Source organism: Veillonella sp. oral taxon 158 (assembly GCF_018376515.1).
Classification (GTDB): Bacteria; Bacillota; Negativicutes; order Veillonellales; family Veillonellaceae; genus Veillonella; species Veillonella rogosae.
Genome location: NZ_JAHABE010000010.1, coordinates 46,524 through 66,231 on the forward strand (window position 1 = coordinate 46,524; position 19,708 = coordinate 66,231).

Annotated in this window: 15 protein-coding genes; all 15 read right to left on the minus strand. The window is 39.7% G+C overall.

Translation table 11 applies throughout. The features are described from left to right. Nucleotides 1–147: 147 nt before the first annotated feature. On the minus strand, nt 148–1,533 hold the full coding sequence (locus tag KH364_RS07235; protein WP_273299116.1) for a nucleobase:cation symporter-2 family protein: 1,386 nt from the start codon (nt 1,531–1,533) through the stop codon (nt 148–150). A gap of 149 nt (nt 1,534–1,682) precedes the next feature. Further along, on the minus strand, nt 1,683–4,232 hold the full coding sequence (xdh, locus tag KH364_RS07240) for a selenium-dependent xanthine dehydrogenase (protein WP_105098840.1): 2,550 nt from the start codon (nt 4,230–4,232) through the stop codon (nt 1,683–1,685). Nucleotides 4,233–4,249: 17 nt separating this feature from the next. Next, nucleotides 4,250–5,599, minus strand: coding sequence for a dihydropyrimidinase (gene hydA / locus KH364_RS07245; protein ID WP_273299117.1), 1,350 nt, complete (start codon nt 5,597–5,599; stop codon nt 4,250–4,252). Continuing rightward, the gene (locus KH364_RS07250; RefSeq protein WP_273299118.1) at nt 5,596–7,287 is read right to left on the minus strand and encodes a selenate reductase; all 1,692 of its coding nucleotides are present in this window, start codon (nt 7,285–7,287) and stop codon (nt 5,596–5,598) included. Before KH364_RS07250 ends, hydA begins: the two co-directional genes overlap by 4 nt. Nucleotides 7,288–7,315: 28 nt before the next feature. Next, complete coding sequence (ssnA, locus tag KH364_RS07255; RefSeq protein ID WP_273299119.1) at nt 7,316–8,644, minus strand: putative aminohydrolase SsnA; 1,329 nt, start codon at nt 8,642–8,644, stop codon at nt 7,316–7,318. Nucleotides 8,645–8,700: 56 nt separating this feature from the next. Beyond that, on the minus strand, nt 8,701–9,636 hold the full coding sequence (gene arcC, locus KH364_RS07260) for a carbamate kinase (RefSeq protein WP_009351223.1): 936 nt from the start codon (nt 9,634–9,636) through the stop codon (nt 8,701–8,703). 76 nt (nt 9,637–9,712) lie between these two features. Next, a complete protein-coding gene (gene ygeW, locus KH364_RS07265; protein ID WP_009350980.1) occupies nt 9,713–10,906 on the minus strand; it encodes a knotted carbamoyltransferase YgeW in 1,194 nt (397 codons plus the stop codon). Nucleotides 10,907–11,063: 157 nt separating this feature from the next. Continuing rightward, nucleotides 11,064–12,374 carry a YgeY family selenium metabolism-linked hydrolase gene (locus tag KH364_RS07270; protein WP_009351064.1) on the minus strand — a complete coding sequence of 437 codons (1,311 nt, stop codon included), beginning with the start codon at nt 12,372–12,374 and terminating at the stop codon, nt 11,064–11,066. Nucleotides 12,375–12,386: 12 nt separating this feature from the next. Then, nucleotides 12,387–13,598, minus strand: a complete 1,212-nt coding sequence (gene dpaL, locus KH364_RS07275; RefSeq protein ID WP_009351101.1) for a diaminopropionate ammonia-lyase — start codon at nt 13,596–13,598, stop codon at nt 12,387–12,389. A gap of 9 nt (nt 13,599–13,607) precedes the next feature. Continuing rightward, nucleotides 13,608–14,240: a helix-turn-helix transcriptional regulator gene (locus KH364_RS07280; protein ID WP_009351182.1), complete on the minus strand. Its 633-nt coding sequence runs from the start codon at nt 14,238–14,240 to the stop codon at nt 13,608–13,610. Nucleotides 14,241–14,753: 513 nt separating this feature from the next. Next, a complete protein-coding gene (locus KH364_RS07285) occupies nt 14,754–15,173 on the minus strand; it encodes a flavodoxin (protein WP_009351198.1) in 420 nt (139 codons plus the stop codon). 10 nt (nt 15,174–15,183) lie between these two features. Continuing rightward, entirely contained in the window at nt 15,184–15,771 is a 588-nt protein-coding gene (locus KH364_RS07290) for a DUF3793 family protein (protein ID WP_009351183.1), read from the minus strand. Between the two features lie 101 nt (nt 15,772–15,872). After that, nucleotides 15,873–16,508, minus strand: coding sequence for a hypothetical protein (locus KH364_RS07295; RefSeq protein ID WP_273299120.1), 636 nt, complete (start codon nt 16,506–16,508; stop codon nt 15,873–15,875). A 214-nt stretch (nt 16,509–16,722) separates the two neighbouring features. Further along, nucleotides 16,723–18,411, minus strand: coding sequence for a glutamine--tRNA ligase/YqeY domain fusion protein (locus KH364_RS07300; RefSeq protein ID WP_273299122.1), 1,689 nt, complete (start codon nt 18,409–18,411; stop codon nt 16,723–16,725). Between the two features lie 82 nt (nt 18,412–18,493). Beyond that, entirely contained in the window at nt 18,494–19,543 is a 1,050-nt protein-coding gene (locus KH364_RS07305) for a D-glycerate dehydrogenase (protein WP_273299123.1), read from the minus strand. Nucleotides 19,544–19,708: the final 165 nt, after the last annotated feature.

A 19,708-nucleotide genomic window follows, 5' to 3' on the forward strand; every position in this document is an offset into this window, starting at 1 on the left:
CATACAAAAAAGGACTCACTCTAAATCTAGAGTGAGCCCTTTTAAAATCGAAAACATGTATATAGATGTTTTACCTATACAAACAAGGTTTCTATTGTGAAAGACAATACATGTAATCGTATGAGAATAAACTCGTCTAACTATATATTATTGATAGAAATGTTTAGGGTAGCCTTTGAATCGTGTGAAGTGACGGTATTTACGTGTTGCACGATTAGGTTCGTTAACAGTTTTGTAACCAAAGCCGTTGAATACAACGTTTAGAAGAACGGCAATGATACTACCAGCTGTGATACCAGATTTCAAAAGAATTTGAGCCCAATCTGGGAAATGAGCGTAGAAGTTAGGCGCAGCTAGAGGAATCATGGATACACCAATACTGATTGCTACTAACATCAAATTGTAGTTACCATCAAAGCTAACTTTACCAAGGGAACGGATACCGCTGGCAATAATCATACCAAACATTGCGATACCTGCACCGCCTAAAACGGCATTTGGGATACAAGCTACGATAGCAGCTAATTTAGGGAAAAGACCTAATAAAATAAGAATAACACCAGATGCTGCTACAACGAAGCGGCTCTTAACACGTGTTACAGCGATAAGACCAACGTTTTGAGCGAACGCTGTGTAAGGGAAGCTGTTAAGAATACCACCGATAAGAGTAGATAAGCCATCAGCACGAAGTACTGCAGCCAACTCTTTTTGACCGATAGGTTTATCAACGATTTCGCCTACTGCGATACTGTCACCAGTTGTTTCAACCATAACTACGAGCATTACAATGATCATAGAAATGATAGAAGCAAAGTCAAAGGTTGGAAGACCAAAGTAGAACGGTGTTACAATGGATACCCATTGAGAACGACCTACTTCGGAGAAGTCAGTAACACCACAAAGCATAGCAAGGGCTGTACCAAGGATAAGACCTACTAAGATTGCTAGATTACCAATAAATCCTTTACCAAATCGATAGGTTATAATAACAATAACAAATGTAGCTACACCAAGAGCAATGTTAAGCGGATCACCAAAGTGTGGACTGCCTGCACCGCCGCCCATCCATTTAACTGCTACTGGCATCAAGTTGATACCAATAATAGTAATGATAGTGCCTGTTACTACAGGTGGGAATAGACGAATCAAACGACTAAAGAATGGAGCCACAAGGAATGTAAAGATACCGGCTACGATAATCGCACCGTAGATAGTTGTAATATCATGCTGCTGACCAATCATAATCATTGGACCTACAGAAGCAAATGTTACACCTTGAATAAGAGGAATACGACCACCGATAGGACCAAAGCCTAATGTTTGAATCAATGTAGCAACACCACATGTGAACAAGTCGGCCGTAATCAAACGAATTAAGTCTTCAATAGGTAAGTTCATCGCTTGTGCGATGATGATTGGTACCGCTACTGCACCTGCATACATAGCTAGTACGTGCTGTAAGCCATAAGCAAATAATTGCGGGATTGGCAGCATACCATCTACATGGTCGACGCCAGATATAGCTTTACTCATAAGAATCACCTCATATCTTACGTTTTAGTTACTAGTAAAATAATATAGTCATACTATCGTACATGATAGAGTTTAGAGAAATCTCATCGACTTCACGTGAGAACCTTGATAGCTAGGGGCCTAAGGCCCCTACCCATTAAGCAAATATTCTATTTTTTATAACCGGTATGTTGAATTGGCAAAGATCTACGTGGTTCTCCGTCAATACGACGATACGCATTTGCAATAGCTGGTGCAATTGGAATACTGGAAATTTCACCAATACCTTTAGCGCCGTATGCATATTGTTCTGGTGTCCCCTTTTCAATCAAATTTACATGAATTGGTGGACATTGTGTCGCTCTAAGAAGACCTAGAGTACCATATTTAGCTGTTACATAGCCATCTTTATAAGGGAAGTCTTCTGTTACAGCAAAGCCCATACCCATGATAGCGCCGCCTTCAGCTTGACCAGCACAGGATTGTGGGTTAACTACGCGACCTACGTCGTATGCTACATGTAAATCAGCAATTTTATTATCTTCACCAATTGTTGCTACACAAGCACCGTAACCATAGGCAACGTGGTTTTTTGGATGTGGTTTATCAGAGTTGAATGGATCTGTTTCACCAAGGAACTCTTCATAAATTTCTACGCCATTCAGTTCTTCTAATGTCTTAGTTTCTAACATTTCTTTCAAGCGAAGACTTGCTTTGCGAGTTGCTTCACCAGTGAATACTGTTTGACGAGATGCAGTAGTTGTACCAGAGTCTGGTGTACGTACTGTATCAGGGCGTTCTACAAATACTTTGTCAGCTGTCAAACCAGTTGTTTCACAAAGAACTTGGGTAGCCATAGTAGCCATACCTTGACCGATACAAGCTGCGCCAGTACGGATGCGAACTTTACCGTCACGTACTTCTAAGATAATGCGGCCAGTATCAGGTAAACCTACACCGATACCACTGTTTTTCAAACATACTGCAAGACCTGTACGGTCAGATGCATAGTATGCATCTTTTACTGCTTCCAAACATTCTGCTAATGCAGTTTCTTCGGAGCAAATTTGGCCATTTGGTAAGGAGTCACCAGGGCGAACAACGTTTTTATAACGGAACTCCCAAGGATCCATACCTACCAATGCAGCTAATTCATCAATATTTTGTTCTTGACCAAAGATAGTTTGTGTTACGCCGAACCCGCGGAACGCACCACCAGGAACAGTATTTGTGTAAACACAAACGCCATCAAAGGCAAAGTTATCAAATTTGTAAGGACCACAAGAGTGTGTACCTGCACGTTGAAGTACAGGACCACCTAAGGATGCATATGCACCACAGTTAGATACGATGTTTACCTTACTTGCTACCAAGTTACCTTCTGCGTCACAAGCAGTAGTAATATCCATTTCCATCGCATGGCGTTTAGGGTGAATATTAAGACTTTCTTGACGAGAGAATAGAACCTTAGTTGGTTTACCTGTGAGCCAAGCTACAAGAGAAGCATGATGCTGTACACTCATGTCCTCTTTACCACCAAAGCCGCCACCTACGAGCATGCTATGAACTTTTACAGATTCTTCAGGGATGCCAAGCATACGAGATACTTCGTGGCGATCATCGTAAACGTTTTGGCTACCGGAATGTAAATGAATTACATCGCCTTCACGATATGCTACAGCACATTCAGGCTCCATGAATGCATGGTCTGTTTGAGGTGTGGAATAGTGATTTGTTACTACAAATGCAGCCTCTGCAATAGCCTTATCTACATCGCCACGAGATAATGTTTGACGAGACAATACATTTCCATTTGGATGTAACTGAGGTGCATCTGGTTTCAATGCTTCTAATGGATCTACTACAGGCTCTAACTCAGTATAATCAACTTCAACGAGAGCAAGAACTTCGTCTAAGTATTTTTTCTCAGTTGTCGCTACTAGTGCAATAGCATCACCAACATAACGGGTGATATCGCCTTCTGCAATGAGCACATCCCAGTCTGGTACCAAGTGACCAGTCTTATTGAATGGAACATCTTTAGCGGTCAAAGCTGTTACACAAGCCGGATGTTCAAGCGCTTTAGAAACATCAATGCGATCGACTCTAGCACGAGGATATTTAGAACGCAATGCTTTAGCGTAAATCATACCTTCCATATGAATATCGTCAGCATATTGGCCAGTGCCTAATGCTTTTTCCTCTACGTCAACGCGATGTAAAGGAGCACCTACAGCAGCATTATTATCTTTTTCAGGAACTGGTAAGTTCTCACGAATCATTTTTGCTGCTAGCATAATGCCTTCTTCGATTTTTACATAGCCTGTACAACGACAAATATTACCTAAAATAGCTTTTTTAACATCATCAGCTGTAGGGTTATTATTTTCGTCAATCAACGCTTTTGCACTAATAATCATACCAGGGATACAGAAGCCACATTGCACTGCTCCGCATTCACCAAAAGCATAAGTGTATACTGCTTTTTCCCGCTCAGTTAGGCCCTCAATCGTTACAACTGATTTACCATCCAATTGGGATAATTTGCTTACACAAGCTTTAGCTTTTTTTCCGTCTATAATTACTGTACACGTACCACAAGCACCCGCACTGCAACCTTCTTTAGTGCCAGTTAATTTCAAATCAGCTCGCAAGAAATCAATTAAACGCTGATCCTCTTGAACCTCATGTTGGGTGCCATTCACTTGAAAGCGGTACATATATAGCCCTCCTTTCATTAAGGAATACATTCACCAAGATATGATTCTGTTAAGGATCCATCTTGTACCACATGGTGACCTCTAAGGATTACATCGCGAACCTTACCAGTTACGGATATTCCCTCATAAGGTATATAGTCAGCCTTTGTATGGGCAGACTCTTTTGAAAGAACGTGTTCTACGCTCTTATCAACAATTGTAATATCCCCATCGCTACCTACAGCTAATGTCCCTTTCTTAGGATACATGCCATATAGTTTCGCGGGATTTTCACTAACTAGTTTCATAAAATCTACGGCACTCATATTGCATTGGTTTACCAATACATCATAAGCGACGATACCCCGCTCCTCAGCGCCTGGAATGCCGCCTGGAATACGGGTAAAGTCATGACGACTTTTTAGTTTTTGACTCTCAAAATTGAAGCTACAGTGATCGGAGCCAATAGTTTGGAATGTTCCATTTACTAAGGCTTCCTTTAATGTCATTTGATCTACTTTAGTTCTAAGAGGTGGACTCATCACATATTTAGCGCCTTCATAATTAGGCAAGCTATATCGTGATTCATCAAGTACCAAATATTGTGGACATGTTTCACAAGTCACAGTATGACCTAATGCGCGTTCTCTAAGGATTTCTTCTACCCCTTCTTTAGAACTTACATGCACAACATGTACTGGATACTCTAGAGAAGCGCCGATTGTACTAAATCGTTTAATTGATTCGGATTCAATCATAGCTGGTCTCGTAAGTGGATGATTACTTATATCTAATTCACCGCGCTTACGCTTATCAGCTACAAGTGCATCGATGAGATCACCATTTTCACAGTGAGCTCCTACAAGTGCGCCTGTTGGTTTAATAGCTTCAATAGCGTCATAAATCTCACGGTCCGTTAAACGGAAGCCATAAGCTAAATATACCTTAAAGGATGATACACCAGCTTCAACCACTTTTGGGATTTCACTGGCCACAGTATCATTCATTTCTACAAGTTCCATATGGAATTTGTAGTCACAGGAGCAATGCCCTGCGGCACGCTCCTTATGAACCTCTAAGCCTTTACAAAGGGAGCCTTCCTCAGGAGAAGCAAAATTGATAATTGAAGTAGTCCCGCCAAGGATAGCAGCCTTTGTGCCACTATCAAAATCATCCGCAGTAGATGCTAAAGCATTAGTCATTTGGAAGTGTGTATGAGGATCTATAAATCCTGGGAATACATAGCAACCTTTTGCATCAATTACTTTAGCTCCTTCTGGAACAGGAACGTGTTCATCGATGGCGACAATTTTGTCGCCATCAATTAATAAATCTCCGGTAAGGATTCGATCAGTTAAGACCAATTCCCCTTGTTGTATGATAATCATGATACATAGTACACATGCTCTTTACAGAAGGCATGTACAACTCCTTTCAATTCTTCAGGTAATGCATCAATGTCACATACGGCTTCTTCACCTTTGAAGCGGTAACCACAGCTAGTGCCTGTGATGTAGAAACCATCATTTGTACTATCTGCTAAAGCTTCAGCATTGTGGAAGAATGTAATGCGATCCTTGTATGGTTGACAAGGTTCTACGCAATGACATGCACAGTTACCACACTCATTACAGCTTTGATCTACATGGACGATCAATTTAGCATCATTTACAGTAACGACTTCATTACATCTATTAGGACATACGCGAACGCAAGAACCACACACTACGCGGCAGTGGTAGTCAGAGCTACGTGTACCAGGGAAGGATGGCATTGCTTCACGTTTTTTCTTCATTGCATCGCTTTTTTTGAATAATTTATTTTCAGCGATGTCTTTAGCAAGTTCTGCGATAAGTTCTTTATGAACTTTTAATGCAGCGTTGTAATCAGTAGATTCAACTTCATCTGCCAAAGCTTTGAAAGTATTGTAACCTTCACCTTGTAGAAGAATTGTACATACTGTTACAGGCCAGATACCACAATCAAAGATAGCTTTGATATTTTGTTTTACAGCACCACCGCTATAAGACATTGGTAAACGTTCACCGAATTGAGCACTTAAAAGCTCAGCTACACCAATTGTTACAGGTAACAAGGATTTACCAGACATGTACATTTGCTCGCCTGGCAATTCATTGTTATGAATTTGTACAGGGAATGTATTTGTCAATTTAACGCCAAAGATCTTGTTGTGTTTTTCACCAAGAGCGATAAGACGTTCTAACATTGGAACAGCTTTATCGAATTGAAGGTCAACTTCGAATTGATGATCTTCAAAGTCAATGTATTCAAAGCCAGCATTATCTAACAACTCTCTAATGCGTTTTGGACCTAACAATGTAGGGTTGCATTTCAAGTATAAGTGAAGGCCTTTTTCACTGATAAGGTAAGAACAAATGGATTCGATTTCTTCAGCTGGGCAACCGTGCATTGTGGACAATGTGATTGCTTGGCAAAGATCATCGCTAATGGAGTTGATGAAATCAGCATCGATATGTTCAAATTCATCTACATGGTCAAGACACCATTGTTTGCATTCATCCCACATAGGAGATTGAGATGCGCTGCGCATCGTATTGATGAATTTATCAACCATTGGACTCTTAATGCCAGCCAAGTTGTACCCAACACTCATAATGAACAAGAAGCCATCTGGATCGCCTAAGCCTAATTCTTTAGAGATTAATTTTAACGCGAACCAAGCTTTGATGTATTCATCAGCAGCTTTATCACAGCTATATTCAGAAGACCACTCTACGTTGTATGCTTCGTCTACAGAGTAGATACAAGGTCTAGGAACACCTAATTCTTCACCGTACATAATTTGTACAGTTTTTAATTCGATGCAACGAGCACCAGCTACATAAGATGCCACAATATTTTGTGCTAACTGTGTATTAGGGCCAGCTGCAGGACCTACAGGATTTTCAATGGATTTACCAAAGATAGATAAGCGTTGATCATGATTAGTACGATGAATTTTATTTACATTGTAAATACGATTGTACATCTTGTACTCAGTCATAATGTGGTTCATCAAATTTCCGAAACTTACCGGATACATAATGTCACTCATAATGTCACACTCCTTTAAAGCACTTGCGTTATGGGTTTAGTCGTTTCCATAAACCTTTAGATGTTGATAAAACTTCGTTCATCACTTCAGCTTTGTCGATGCCTTGTAACTTACGATCGATCATACGTGGTACACCATCGCTAATAGTTGTTACCACATACATACCATTAGCACCGAATAATAAGTGACCATTGATGTTATTTTCATCAAGTGGTGTTGGTGCTGCGTAATCAAGAACGATTACGTCAGCTGCGGCACCTTTTTTAAGGATGCCAACTGTAGTATCGAAGAATTCATTCGCCATTTTACGGTTGTTTTCAAATAGCATATGAGGAACTTCGCCCCAGCCTACATATGGTTTATGTTGCTCATGTTTTACAAGGCAGTTTGCTACTTTGTAAGATTCGAGCATGTCATTTGTGTAACCATCTGTACCTAGACCAACTGTGATACCTGCACCTAATAGTTTCAAAATATCTGTTGTGCCTACTGCATTACCCATGTTACTTTCTGGGTTGTGTACAACCTTAGCTTGAGATTCTTTCAATAATTCTACATCTTGGTCTGTTACGTGTACGCAGTGACCTGCAATACTCTTAGGACCTAAAATGCCAGTCTCTACAAGGCGTCTAACAGGTGTCATGCCATATTTTTCTTTACTATCTGCCACATCTTCAGGGCCTTCTGCAACATGAACATGATAACCTAATTTATCTTCATTGTGAGCCTTAACATAATCTAATGTTTCCGGGCTTAGCGTAAAGGATGCATGTAAGCCCATCATAGCAGCAAGTCTTGATGGATCTTGTTTTGCTTCTTTACCAAAGCGTACGTTTTCCGCAACAGCAGCTTTCATTTGATCTACGCCGTTGCGGTCAGATACTTCGTAGCATAAACAAGAACGAACGCCGAACTGTTTAGCTACATCAGCAATAACAGATAAGCTGTTATGAACTTCACCATAAGAAGCATGGTGGTCAAAAATAGTAGTTACACCATTTTCGATACAGCCTAAATACGTAAGTAATGCGCTTGCTTTTACATCAGGAGCCGTCAATTTATTATCTAAGTAGAACCAAAGTCCTTCCAAGATTTCACCGAAGTTAGTCGGTGCTGGACCTGGCAACGATAAACCTCGTGCAAGAGCGGAGTAAATATGATGATGTGCATTGATAAAACCAGGCATAATCAAGCCGCCATGAGCGTCAATGATTTCTGCATTTGCATAAGTTTTACATAACTCATCATATGTACCAACATCAACAATTTGAGTCCCGTCGATAGCAACAGCACCATCATAAATGATAGGTCTATCCGCATCGCGAGTAATAACAGTACCTTTCCCTAAAATAATCATGTGGGCACCTCCTCAACAAAAAGTTGAAATGCATACTTATAAATATATATATATTATTATAATACGATACGTGTACCTGTTTTTCCTGCTATACCATCTTTAGATTTTTCTAATAATGTGATAATCGCAACACGGTCTTTTTTAGATGCAGCAAATGCAACAGCTGCTTCTACTTTAGGTTTCATAGAACCTTCGCCAAATTCACCTGCTTCGATATATTCTTTAGCTTTTTCAACAGAAATTTCATCTAACCATTGTTCTTTTTCTGTACCAAAGTTAATGGCAACTTTTTCAACAGCAGTTAAGATAACGAGGACATCTGCATCAATTTCTTGTGCCAATAAGCTACTAGTCCAATCTTTGTCGATAACGGCTGCTGCACCATGAAGTTCATTACCTTCTCTAGTTACAGGGATACCGCCGCCACCACAAGCAACGATCAGTTGTTTACCAACTAAACCTTTAATAGCTTCTAACTCGATGATTTCTTTAGGTGCAGGAGATGCTACCACGCGGCGATAGCCACGACCAGAATCTTCTTTAACAACGTAATCATAGTTCTTTTCTGCGTATTCAGCTTCTTCCTTAGTCATGAAGTGACCAATTGGTTTTGTAGGATTTTTGAAAGCTGGGTCATTTTTATCAACAAGTACTTGCGTAACCATTGTCATAGTTGGCAAGTGTTCAATACCACGATTTAACAACTCTTCGTGAAGAGCATTTTGTAAGTCATAACCGATATAAGCTTGGCTCATTGCCACACATACGGATAGTGGAGTGTTTGGTTGGCCTTCTTTTTCACGAGTCAACGCTGCCATCGCATTGTTGATCATACCAATTTGTGGGCCATTACCATGTGTTACAACTACGTCGCAATCAGCTTCAACTAAGTCAACGATAGTTTTTGCTGTGCTTTTTACAGCAATTTTTTGTTCTGGAAGGGAATTACCTAACGCATTCCCGCCTAACGCTACTACAACTCTTTTTCTCATGTTATTCCTCATAACAAATTACAAACAATTAAGAATAAAAAGGAGCCATCAACACGGATGGCCCCTAAACTTTACTTTACGGTTGAACGCGGTCAGTTCCCTTCCGTTCTAATTCTTTTAAAGTTTCTACAGGATTTTTGAATTTACTTAAGAAGATCATAGCTGCAATAACATATGGTTTGTAGCTTGCTTCTTTGTAAAGAGGTACGCGGTAGCGATCGAATACTGTTGCGTCTACTTCGCCTTCTTCACAACTTACACCTGTAATATCTGCTGGCAAGCAATGTAAGTAAAGAGCTTTGCCGTCTTTAGTGAGACTCATCATCTCTTCAGTACAAGCCCAATCTTTATGTTTACCATTTTCTTCAAGAAGAACTTTTTCTAATGCTTTAATGCCTTCATGGTCGTTGTCGCCATACAATTTAGTACGTTTTTCCATAGCGCCGAATGGTGCCCAGCTCTTAGGATATACGATATCAGCATCTTTGAAAGCATCTTTCATGTCGTTAGTTTTACGGAAGGAGCCGCCACAAGCCTCAGCTTGTTTTTTAGCGATTTCTTCAACTTCTGGCATTACTTCATAGCCTTCTGGATGAGCTAATACAACTTCCATGCCAAGACGAGTGAACAAACCGATAGCACCTTGAGGTACGGATAAAGGTTTACCATAAGATGGGGAGTATGCCCAAGTCATAGCAAGTTTTTTACCTTTAAGATTTTCAACACCGCCGAACTCTTTAATAATATGAGCTGCGTCAGCCATGATTTGTGTAGGATGGTCGATATCACATTGTAAGTTTACAAGTGTAGGACGTTGTTCTAATACACCATCTTCATGACCTTCTTTAACTGCATCGGATACTTCATGCATGTAAGCATTACCTTTACCAATGTACATGTCATCGCGAATACCGATAACGTCAGCCATGAAGGAGATCATGTTAGCTGTTTCACGAACTGTTTCGCCGTGAGCGATTTGGGATTTACCTTCATCTAAGTCTTGAACTTCTAAACCTAAAAGGTTACAAGCGGAAGCAAAGGAGAAGCGAGTTCTTGTGGAATTATCGCGGAATAAAGAAATGCCAAGGCCGCTGTCAAATACTTTAGTGGAGATATTGCGTTCTCTAAGAGCACGTAATGCATCAGCTACAGCCCAAACACCTTGTAATTCGTCATCAGATTTTTCCCATGTTAAGAAGAAATCTTCACCGTACATTTTGCTAACGTCTAAGTTTTGTAAAGTTTCAATACTTTTATTGAAGTCTGTCATCTGTAAGTCCTCTCTTTCAATTCCCTAAAGGGCTACTTAGAATCTAACTTTATATGGTACCTCATCAAATGGTAAGGTACCATATGAAATCCTTAATAATTAACTATTTTCTAGTTATATCCGTTTAAAATAGATCTAATTCAATTAATGTGTGATATTAGTCTTTGCAGTATACGGATGGTAATAATGCATATACAGCTGCACATGTAACAAGGTCTTGTTTCCATGTGATTTCGTTAGGAGCATGTGCTTGAGCTTCTGCGCCAGGACCGAAGCCGATGCAAGGGATGCCGTTACGACCCATGATGGATACACCGTTAGTGGAGAATGTCCATTTATCAGTCAATGGGCGAGCTTTACGCATTTCAACTGTGTCTTCTGCACCGATACGTTCGTTGCCATACAAGCTAGTGTATGCTTCTTCCAAAGCTTCTGTTACTTTGTGATCTTTAGGAATTACCCAAGTTGGGAAGTAACATTCGATTGGATAAGTTAAACCAGTCCAGGATGGACGAGCATATTCGTACATGGATACTTTTGCACCATATTTTTGAACATGTGGTAATGCTTCGATTTCTGCCAAGCAGGATTGCCATGTTTCACCAGCAGTCATACGACGGTCCAAGGAAACGGCGCAGGAGTCAGCTACTGCACAACGGCTTGGGGAAGTGTAGAAGATTTGGGAAGTAGTTACAGTACCGCGACCTAAGAAGCGAGCTTCTTCGTAGTGGTCAGGGTTGAATTTAGGGTCTAGCATTTTTACAAGACCTTTAATTGCTGTACTTTCATCAGCAGAGTTAGCATTCAAGTCACGGATGTCTTGAAGAATGTCTGCCATTTTGTAGATAGCGTTGTCACCGCGTTCTGGAGCAGAACCGTGGCAAGATACGCCTTGTACGTCTACGCGGATTTCCATACGACCACGTTGACCACGGTAGATACCGCCGTCAGTTGGCTCAGTGGATACTACGAATTCAGGACGAATATTGCGTTCTTTAATCATGTATTCCCAGCAAAGACCATCGCAGTCTTCTTCTTGAACTGTACCTACAACAAGTACGCGATATTTATCGTTAAGAAGGCCTAAATCTTTCATGATTTTAGCGCCGTATACAGCGGATACGATACCACCTAATTGGTCAGATACACCACGACCACCGATTTGTGTTTCATCTTCGAAACCTTCATATGGATCGAAGTTCCAGTTGTCACGGTTACCGATACCTACAGTATCAATATGAGCATCGAAAGCGATAAGAGTTTTACCAGAACCCATGTAACCAAGAATGTTACCCATTGGGTCTACTTCAACTTCGTCGAAGCCAAGGTCTTTCATTTCTTTTTCAATGCGTTGAACGTGCTCTTTTTCTTCAGAACTTTCACCAGGGAAAGCTACGATTTCACGTAAAAATTTTGTCATCGCTGGGCCATAAGTTGCCGCTGCTTGTTTAATTGCTTGTAAATCCATAATTAATGCCTCCTAACGATCTTCACCGTACCACATAATGTTTTTATATCTTTCAGGGTCTGTATCACCTTCAGTGGAGAAACAGAGAACCTTTGAAGACGCATCTAATTCTAACTCTTTGCGTAAGTCTTCATATTCTGGCATTGTCATAAGTGCCATTACAAGACCTAATGGAACCGCACCAGACTCACCAGTTGTAATTGGAGTATCGCCTTTAATTGGTGCACCACCAACGCGCATACCTAAACGTGCTACCCAGTCTGGAGCAGATACGAATACGTCTGCGTGGTTTCTTAAGATATCCCAAGAAACTGTATTTGGTTCGCCACATGCTAAGCCTGCCATGATTGTTTCAAGATCGCCTTCTACAATGCGAGGTTCCCCATCATCAGCTACAGCGCCTTTGTATAAGCAAGCTGCTGCTTCTGCTTCAACAACAACCAATTTAGGTTTTTTAGCTGCATTGCTATATAAGTTAGTGAAGTAACCTACTACGGAACCAGCAAGAGAACCTACACCAGCTTGTACGAATACATGAGTTGGAACTTTGCAGTTTTCAGCTTCTAATTGAGCTGCTGTTTCCATAGCCATTGTGCCATAGCCTTGCATGATCCAGTTTGGAATTTCTTCATAACCTTCCCATGCTGTATCTTGAACTACAACACCATTTGGAACTTCTTTAGATTTTTTAGTTGCTAGGCGTACACATTCATCGTAGTTGAATTCTTCGATTGTTACTGTAGCGCCTTCATTTTCGATTTGTTTTCTGCGGTATTCTGTAGAGCCTTTTGGCATGAATACTACAGATTTTTGACCTAATTTATTTGCAGCCCATGCTACGCCGCGACCGTGGTTACCATCAGTTGCAGTGAAGAATGTAGCTTGGCCGAATTCTTCTTTTAATTTTGCAGATGTTAATACATCATATGGTACATCTTCAACTGTTTTACCAAGTTGTTGAGCCACATATTTACCCATCGCATAAGAACCGCCCAACACTTTGAAAGCATTTAGACCAAAGCGATAGGACTCATCTTTTACGAAGAGTGAATCAACACCGATATGAGATGCTAAATTTTTAAGTGAAACAAGTGGAGTTACCGTATATTGCGGGAAACTTTCGTGAAACGCTTTAGCTTTCTTAATTTCTCTAACATCCATAACCGACAAAAACTTGTCGCTAGATGGTGCCATCGTATTACGTTTCCACTGAATTCGTTCCATATTTGCCTCCTAGGATTCTTCCTTTACAGTATTTAAATCACTATAAAGGGTAAACTTAGAAATATTAAAATACTCTGCTATCTTCTCTGAAGATTTAGAGATAAGAAAAGCCCCTTTTTCATTTAAGTAGGTAATTGCTTTAAGACGTTCCACCTTACTCATGAGTGGCCCAGGTTTCCCCACTAAACGTTCTGCTTCTAGTAATAAATCATCTAATAGTTCTGACACGCTTGTAGTAATTTTTTCAACAGATCCAGCATCACCTTGACCTGTATTTACTAAACTATCCAAGGCCCGATGCATCATAACTAGCTCGGTTATGTCTTGGTTAATCCCTAGCAAGTAGGCTATGCGCCCCGTATCATCACGGATATACATAGTAGATGATTTTAATATTCGACCATCCTTAGTTTTTGTAAGGTAACCGAATCGACCTTCGCTACCGTCGTCATAACTTAGTACATCTAAAACGGCATGAGATGGTCCATCGCCAACATGACGATTAGTTATGGTACCATTTTCAATATATACAAGTGATGTATCGATATCACGCTGCAAGTCGTGAATCAACACCTCACAAGAAGGCCCAAATTGAGCGGCCAACCCATGAGCTATCACCTGTAATCGTTCTAGTGTACTCATAAAATAACCTTCCTCTCATCGGTATTGGTTACTATTTTGTGGACTGAAAGCTTCAGCCCCCGAATTAATTAGTATGTTGCGATTCATTCTAACTAATTTTGTAGCAACCTAATTTTTTGTTAGGTTCCTTAATTTGATTATAGTTCTATGTACACAAAAATGCAATGATAATATGTATTAAAGTTATTTGTAATTATGCAAGCATATTCATCAATAGCGAAGAACATATATAAACATTGTGTTTTTCATCGCATTATTTTTCAGTTATCATTTTTTTTGATAATTAATGGACAAGCTCTTGCAAAAACAAATAATATGGAATTCTATAGAAGTAATGCGTATTCTTCATATCTATATCGGGATTTATATATATGCTTTATAAATATTCTTTGTATTCATTAGAAAGAAATTTTTCGTTCTAATTGAAACATTGATGTTATATATAATAAATGTAAAAAGGCTGTAATAACGAATTTATCGTTATTACAGCCTTTGTATATTGTTGAGATCAAATTAAGCGTTCGCTAAAGTTTTACCTAATTCTTGGCATTGAGCTTTACCATCATCATCAGGTTCACCCAAAAGTGCTACGCCATCAGCTACTAATTCACCACCAGCATCTTTAATGCGAGTGCCCCAGTCTTCTAACCAAGTGCCACCCCAACCATAGGAGCCAAAGATTGCTACTTTTTTACCACCCAATTTAGCTTCTAGTTCTGTATAGAATGGTTCAAATTCGCCTTCTTCTAATTGTTCTGCACCCATATCAGCACAGCCAAGAGCTAGTTTTTCGTAAGCTGCTGCGTCATCTACGGATACTTCAGAGACAGATTTAACTTCAACTTCTTGACCTGCAGCTTTGATACCTTCAGCTACTGCTTGAGCCATTTGTTCTGTGTTACCTGTACCGGACCAATAAATTACACCAATCATCTTGTACCTCCTAGGCCGTTCTTGCGACCAATGAACTAAATGTTTTTCCCAACATCAATTGAGTTTGACAAAAATTACGACATGCTTTGTAACATAAGAAAGAGCGCTTTGCGTCTACCACATCATGATAAACCTTCCACTCCCCACACATATGGTATCCATTGCCACGACGAGAAATAAAACATTTCACATCTTTTAATGGATAACCTAGAAATACGCCGATTTCATGTGGAAAATTAATACTCGCTTCCATACGATATCTTAAATGCTCAAGCATCTCCATAATGCTCATGCGATCATGATAACCGTAAGCTTTCAAAAATGTCATCACCGCAGGTTGCCGTACATAGTCTCGTAATTGCTTCTCACGGAATACCAATAACAGTCTACGCGCTTTACAGCGACATAATTCAAAGAAGAACAATCCTTTTTCATTGAACTCTTTATTATATTCTGTCAATACAAATTGGATTTGTTCATTCATGTCCCGTGGAATAGAAACCAAATTCGAAAGCTTAATACCTCGAATTGCCGGTGCACAATGATATCCAATGATATGGTCAATTGAATTCATCATAATAGTACCTGCCTGTTGCACATCGTTAGAATCCTCTCTAATGAGAATAATTCCTATATGCCCATAGTACTCTTGATGAGAAAAATTGTCAAGAATAATTGATATATATTTTCAATAATTATTTATTTTTTGGCATTAAGCAAACCTTTAACTTTAGGGAAAACCGCAGCGTCATTAGCCTCATCAATAGCGATAAAGCGTGCGTTCGGGCCTGTATATTTATCTTCAGAAAGATTAATATGCAAGATTTCATTATAAGAATTATTATTAGCTACACTTTTATATTTTAATGTACCCTCATAGGCATTACCTTGTTTTACTAATGGTTTTACCACTGTAAAAGTACCAAGTACCGGGCTATCCCCCTTGTTAATAGCAGCTGCTAATGCACCAAGGGCAGATGGATCAGTATTTACATGTTTTGTTTCACTAATGCGACTAGATAACTGTTTACCTAATACTACATTAGCATACACTGCATAATGCATTTCATTTTCGTTTTTAATATTTAATGTATATACATCTGCAGAAGTTGCACCTGCTTCAACAAGAACAGACTTTACATCCTTTTTAGCATCTCCAGCAAATAGCGCTTTAGGATTGTTCGGATACACGGCAACACCTTCAGGCAATTTAACACCTTGGTATGTTACCGTTTGGCTTCTATTCAAAATAGACTTAATATTCGCTGCAGAACCAACAGCTGGTACAGATACTAATACAGCTGCTGCCGTAGCAAGTAATACTAATTTTTTCATAGTTCTCCTCAACGAAATATGTTCATAATACATTATCAATACAACAACAAGAGGTGACTCTAACAATGGGCTACAATTTCCAACAACAACCATAGGTTAAAGATCTCTAATAATCTATCATGAACAAATTGTTTCTAATAACAACACAGTATTAAAGAACCGCCCACCAAGGGGCGGTTCTTTAGCATCATGGTTAGCTACCACGAATACAATATTATTTCTTTTGTTCTTTAGCCCAGCTATCGCGCAAACCAACAATACGGTTCATTACGATATGATCTGGTGTGCTATCTTTATCAGTTACAAAATAACCTTGGCGTAAGAATTGGAAACGATCGCCAGGTACAGTTGTAGCAAGACAAGCTTCCCCTTTACTATTGAATACTTGTAAGGACTCATGATTAAAGTCACCTAAGAAGTCTTTACCGTCAGAGTCTTCTTTGAGCAAGTAATCATATAAGCGGGACTCGATATCTACTGCAGTAGATGCTTCAACCCAGTGCAATGTACCTTTAACTTTACGCGTACAACCACTGCCGCTCTTAGTTTCAGGATCATATGTACAGTGAATTTCTGTAATATTACCATTCTCGTCTTTAATAACGTCAGTACATGTAATGAAATAAGCACCTTTTAAGCGTACTTCTTTACCTGGTGCCAAACGGAAGAATTTCTTAACTGGCTCTTCCATAAAATCATTGCGTTCGATATAGATTTCACGACCAAATACAACTTCACGGTTGCCAAGTTCTTCGTTTTCAGGGTTATTTTCAACTGTTACAAGTTCTGTTTGACCTTCTGGATAGTTTGTAATGACAACTTTCACCGGATCAATAACTACCATAGGGCGTGTAGCTTTGAGTTTTAAATCTTCACGGATACAGAACTCAAGCAAAGCAATATCAACAACGCTATCAGCTTTAGCGACGCCAATGCGATCACAGAAATCACGAATTGCTTCTGGAGTGTAACCACGACGACGCAAACCAGAAATAGTAGGCATACGCGGATCATCCCAACCAGCTACAAGGCCAGCTTCAACAAGAGCGCGCAATTTACGTTTAGACATAACCATCTTAGTTACATTTAAGCGAGCAAACTCAATTTGTTGTGGAATTTCAGTGTCGGCCCAGTCCTCTAATACCCAATCATATAATGGGCGATGAACTTCGAACTCTAATGTACAAATAGAATGTGTAATACGTTCAATAGCATCTTCGATAGGATGAGCATAGTCGTACATAGGGTAAATTACCCATTCATTACCTGTATTGTGATGTTCAGCTTTTACAATACGATAAATAACAGGGTCACGCATAACGATATTAGGATGTGCCATGTCAATTTTTGCACGCAATACCTTTTCACCATCATCATACTTACCGTCTTTCATCTCTTCAAAGAGTTTCAAGTTTTCTTCTACGCTACGATCACGGTAAGGGCTATTGATACCAGGTGTAGAGAAATCACCACGAGTTTGTTTGATTTCCTCTGCAGTTTGGTCATCTACATAGGCTTTGCCAAGAGAAATCAATTTCTTAGCATATTCGTACATTTCACCGAAGTAGTCGGATGCATAACGAACCTCGCCATCCCATTCAAAGCCGAGCCATTTTACATCTTCCATGATGGAGTTTACGTATTCAATATCTTCTTTTGTTGGGTTTGTATCATCAAAACGAAGATTTGTTAAGCCATTATACTGTTTGCCAATACCAAAGTTAAGGCAGATAGATTTAGCATGGCCAATGTGTAAGTAGCCATTTGGTTCTGGCGGGAAGCGTGTTAATACACGACCCCCATATTTACCAGTTTCGTTATCTTTGTTGATGATAGCTTCGATAAAGTTAACAGATACAACTTCTTCAGGAGCTACAGTTCTTTCAATGTCTTTATGTTCCACCGTTCTTACCTCCATAGGATAAATATTCTTTTATTTTACCATATTTTGCATAAAACCGCATATTTTTTAAGGTCTTATGATTTTAGTCAAAGTCAGTCAAATCAACGCCCGCCTTTTTAAGCTCTTCTAATGCAGATTCTACGTCCATTTGTGGCTTTTTATAGTTCACTTCTTCGTTTACACAAGTCTTTAACGGTTTCTTCTGAACACCAGCAATAATATTGTCTGCTGTCAAAATAGACATATCATAACGAGTTCTATCTGTATAAGAACCAATATGTGGTACGATGAGGCAGTTTTCTACCTCTAACAATGGATGATCAGCAGGTAGAGGTTCTGGATCTGTAACATCTAGCGCGGCATAATCGATTTCCCCTGTTTTAAGTGCATTAATAAGCGCATCCGTATCTACGATTGGACCACGCCCAACGTTAACAAATAGTGCAGTATTCTTCATTTTTTTGAAGAACGCTTCATCGCACATGTGATACGTTTCGTCTGTTAATGGAGCCATCACACATACTACATCACTAATAGCTAATAAGTCATCTAGCTCCATATACGTAGTTTTATGAATCTTGTCATCTATACGTTGATTACGGTTATGATATACAACGGTCATACCAAAGGCACGAGCACGGCGAGAAATAGATACCCCGATAGCACCCATACCAATAATACCAAGGGTACGACGACTCAAATCAAACCCTTTAATGTTAGATGGTCTTTGCGCCCAACGCCCATCTTTCACGAAATTAGCATTTTCCAAAATACGACGACTTGCAGTTGCAATCAAGGTAAAAGCAAGCTCTGCTACGGTTTCATTTAAAACGCCTGGCGTATTGCCATAAGGAATACCTGCAGCTGTTAATTCATCAATATTTACATTGTCATAACCAACAGCAGCCTGAGCAATAACCTTTAAATTAGGTGCATTTTTTACAAGATCACCATCTACATCTAAAGGACGAACACACCACAAACCATCCGCATCAACGAGGCATTCCTTTAACGTCTCCCGAGGCATTACTGTCTTTTCAGTCCATTGGCGCACTTCTACATGCTCTTTTAAATATGCAATCGCATCCTTGCGAACAAGTCCATTTACTACTACTAGAGGTTTTTGTTCCATATGCATCCCTCCCATAAGAAATCTGTTATTATACTTATATTTTATACTAGAAAGCTACATTAATACAATCAGAACCACCCGTAAAACGGGTGGTTTGCTCACGGGCTATAAGCCCGTAGTACTAGGCCAGCGTCTAAAGGCGCTGGCTTTCACTACGTTCAAGCC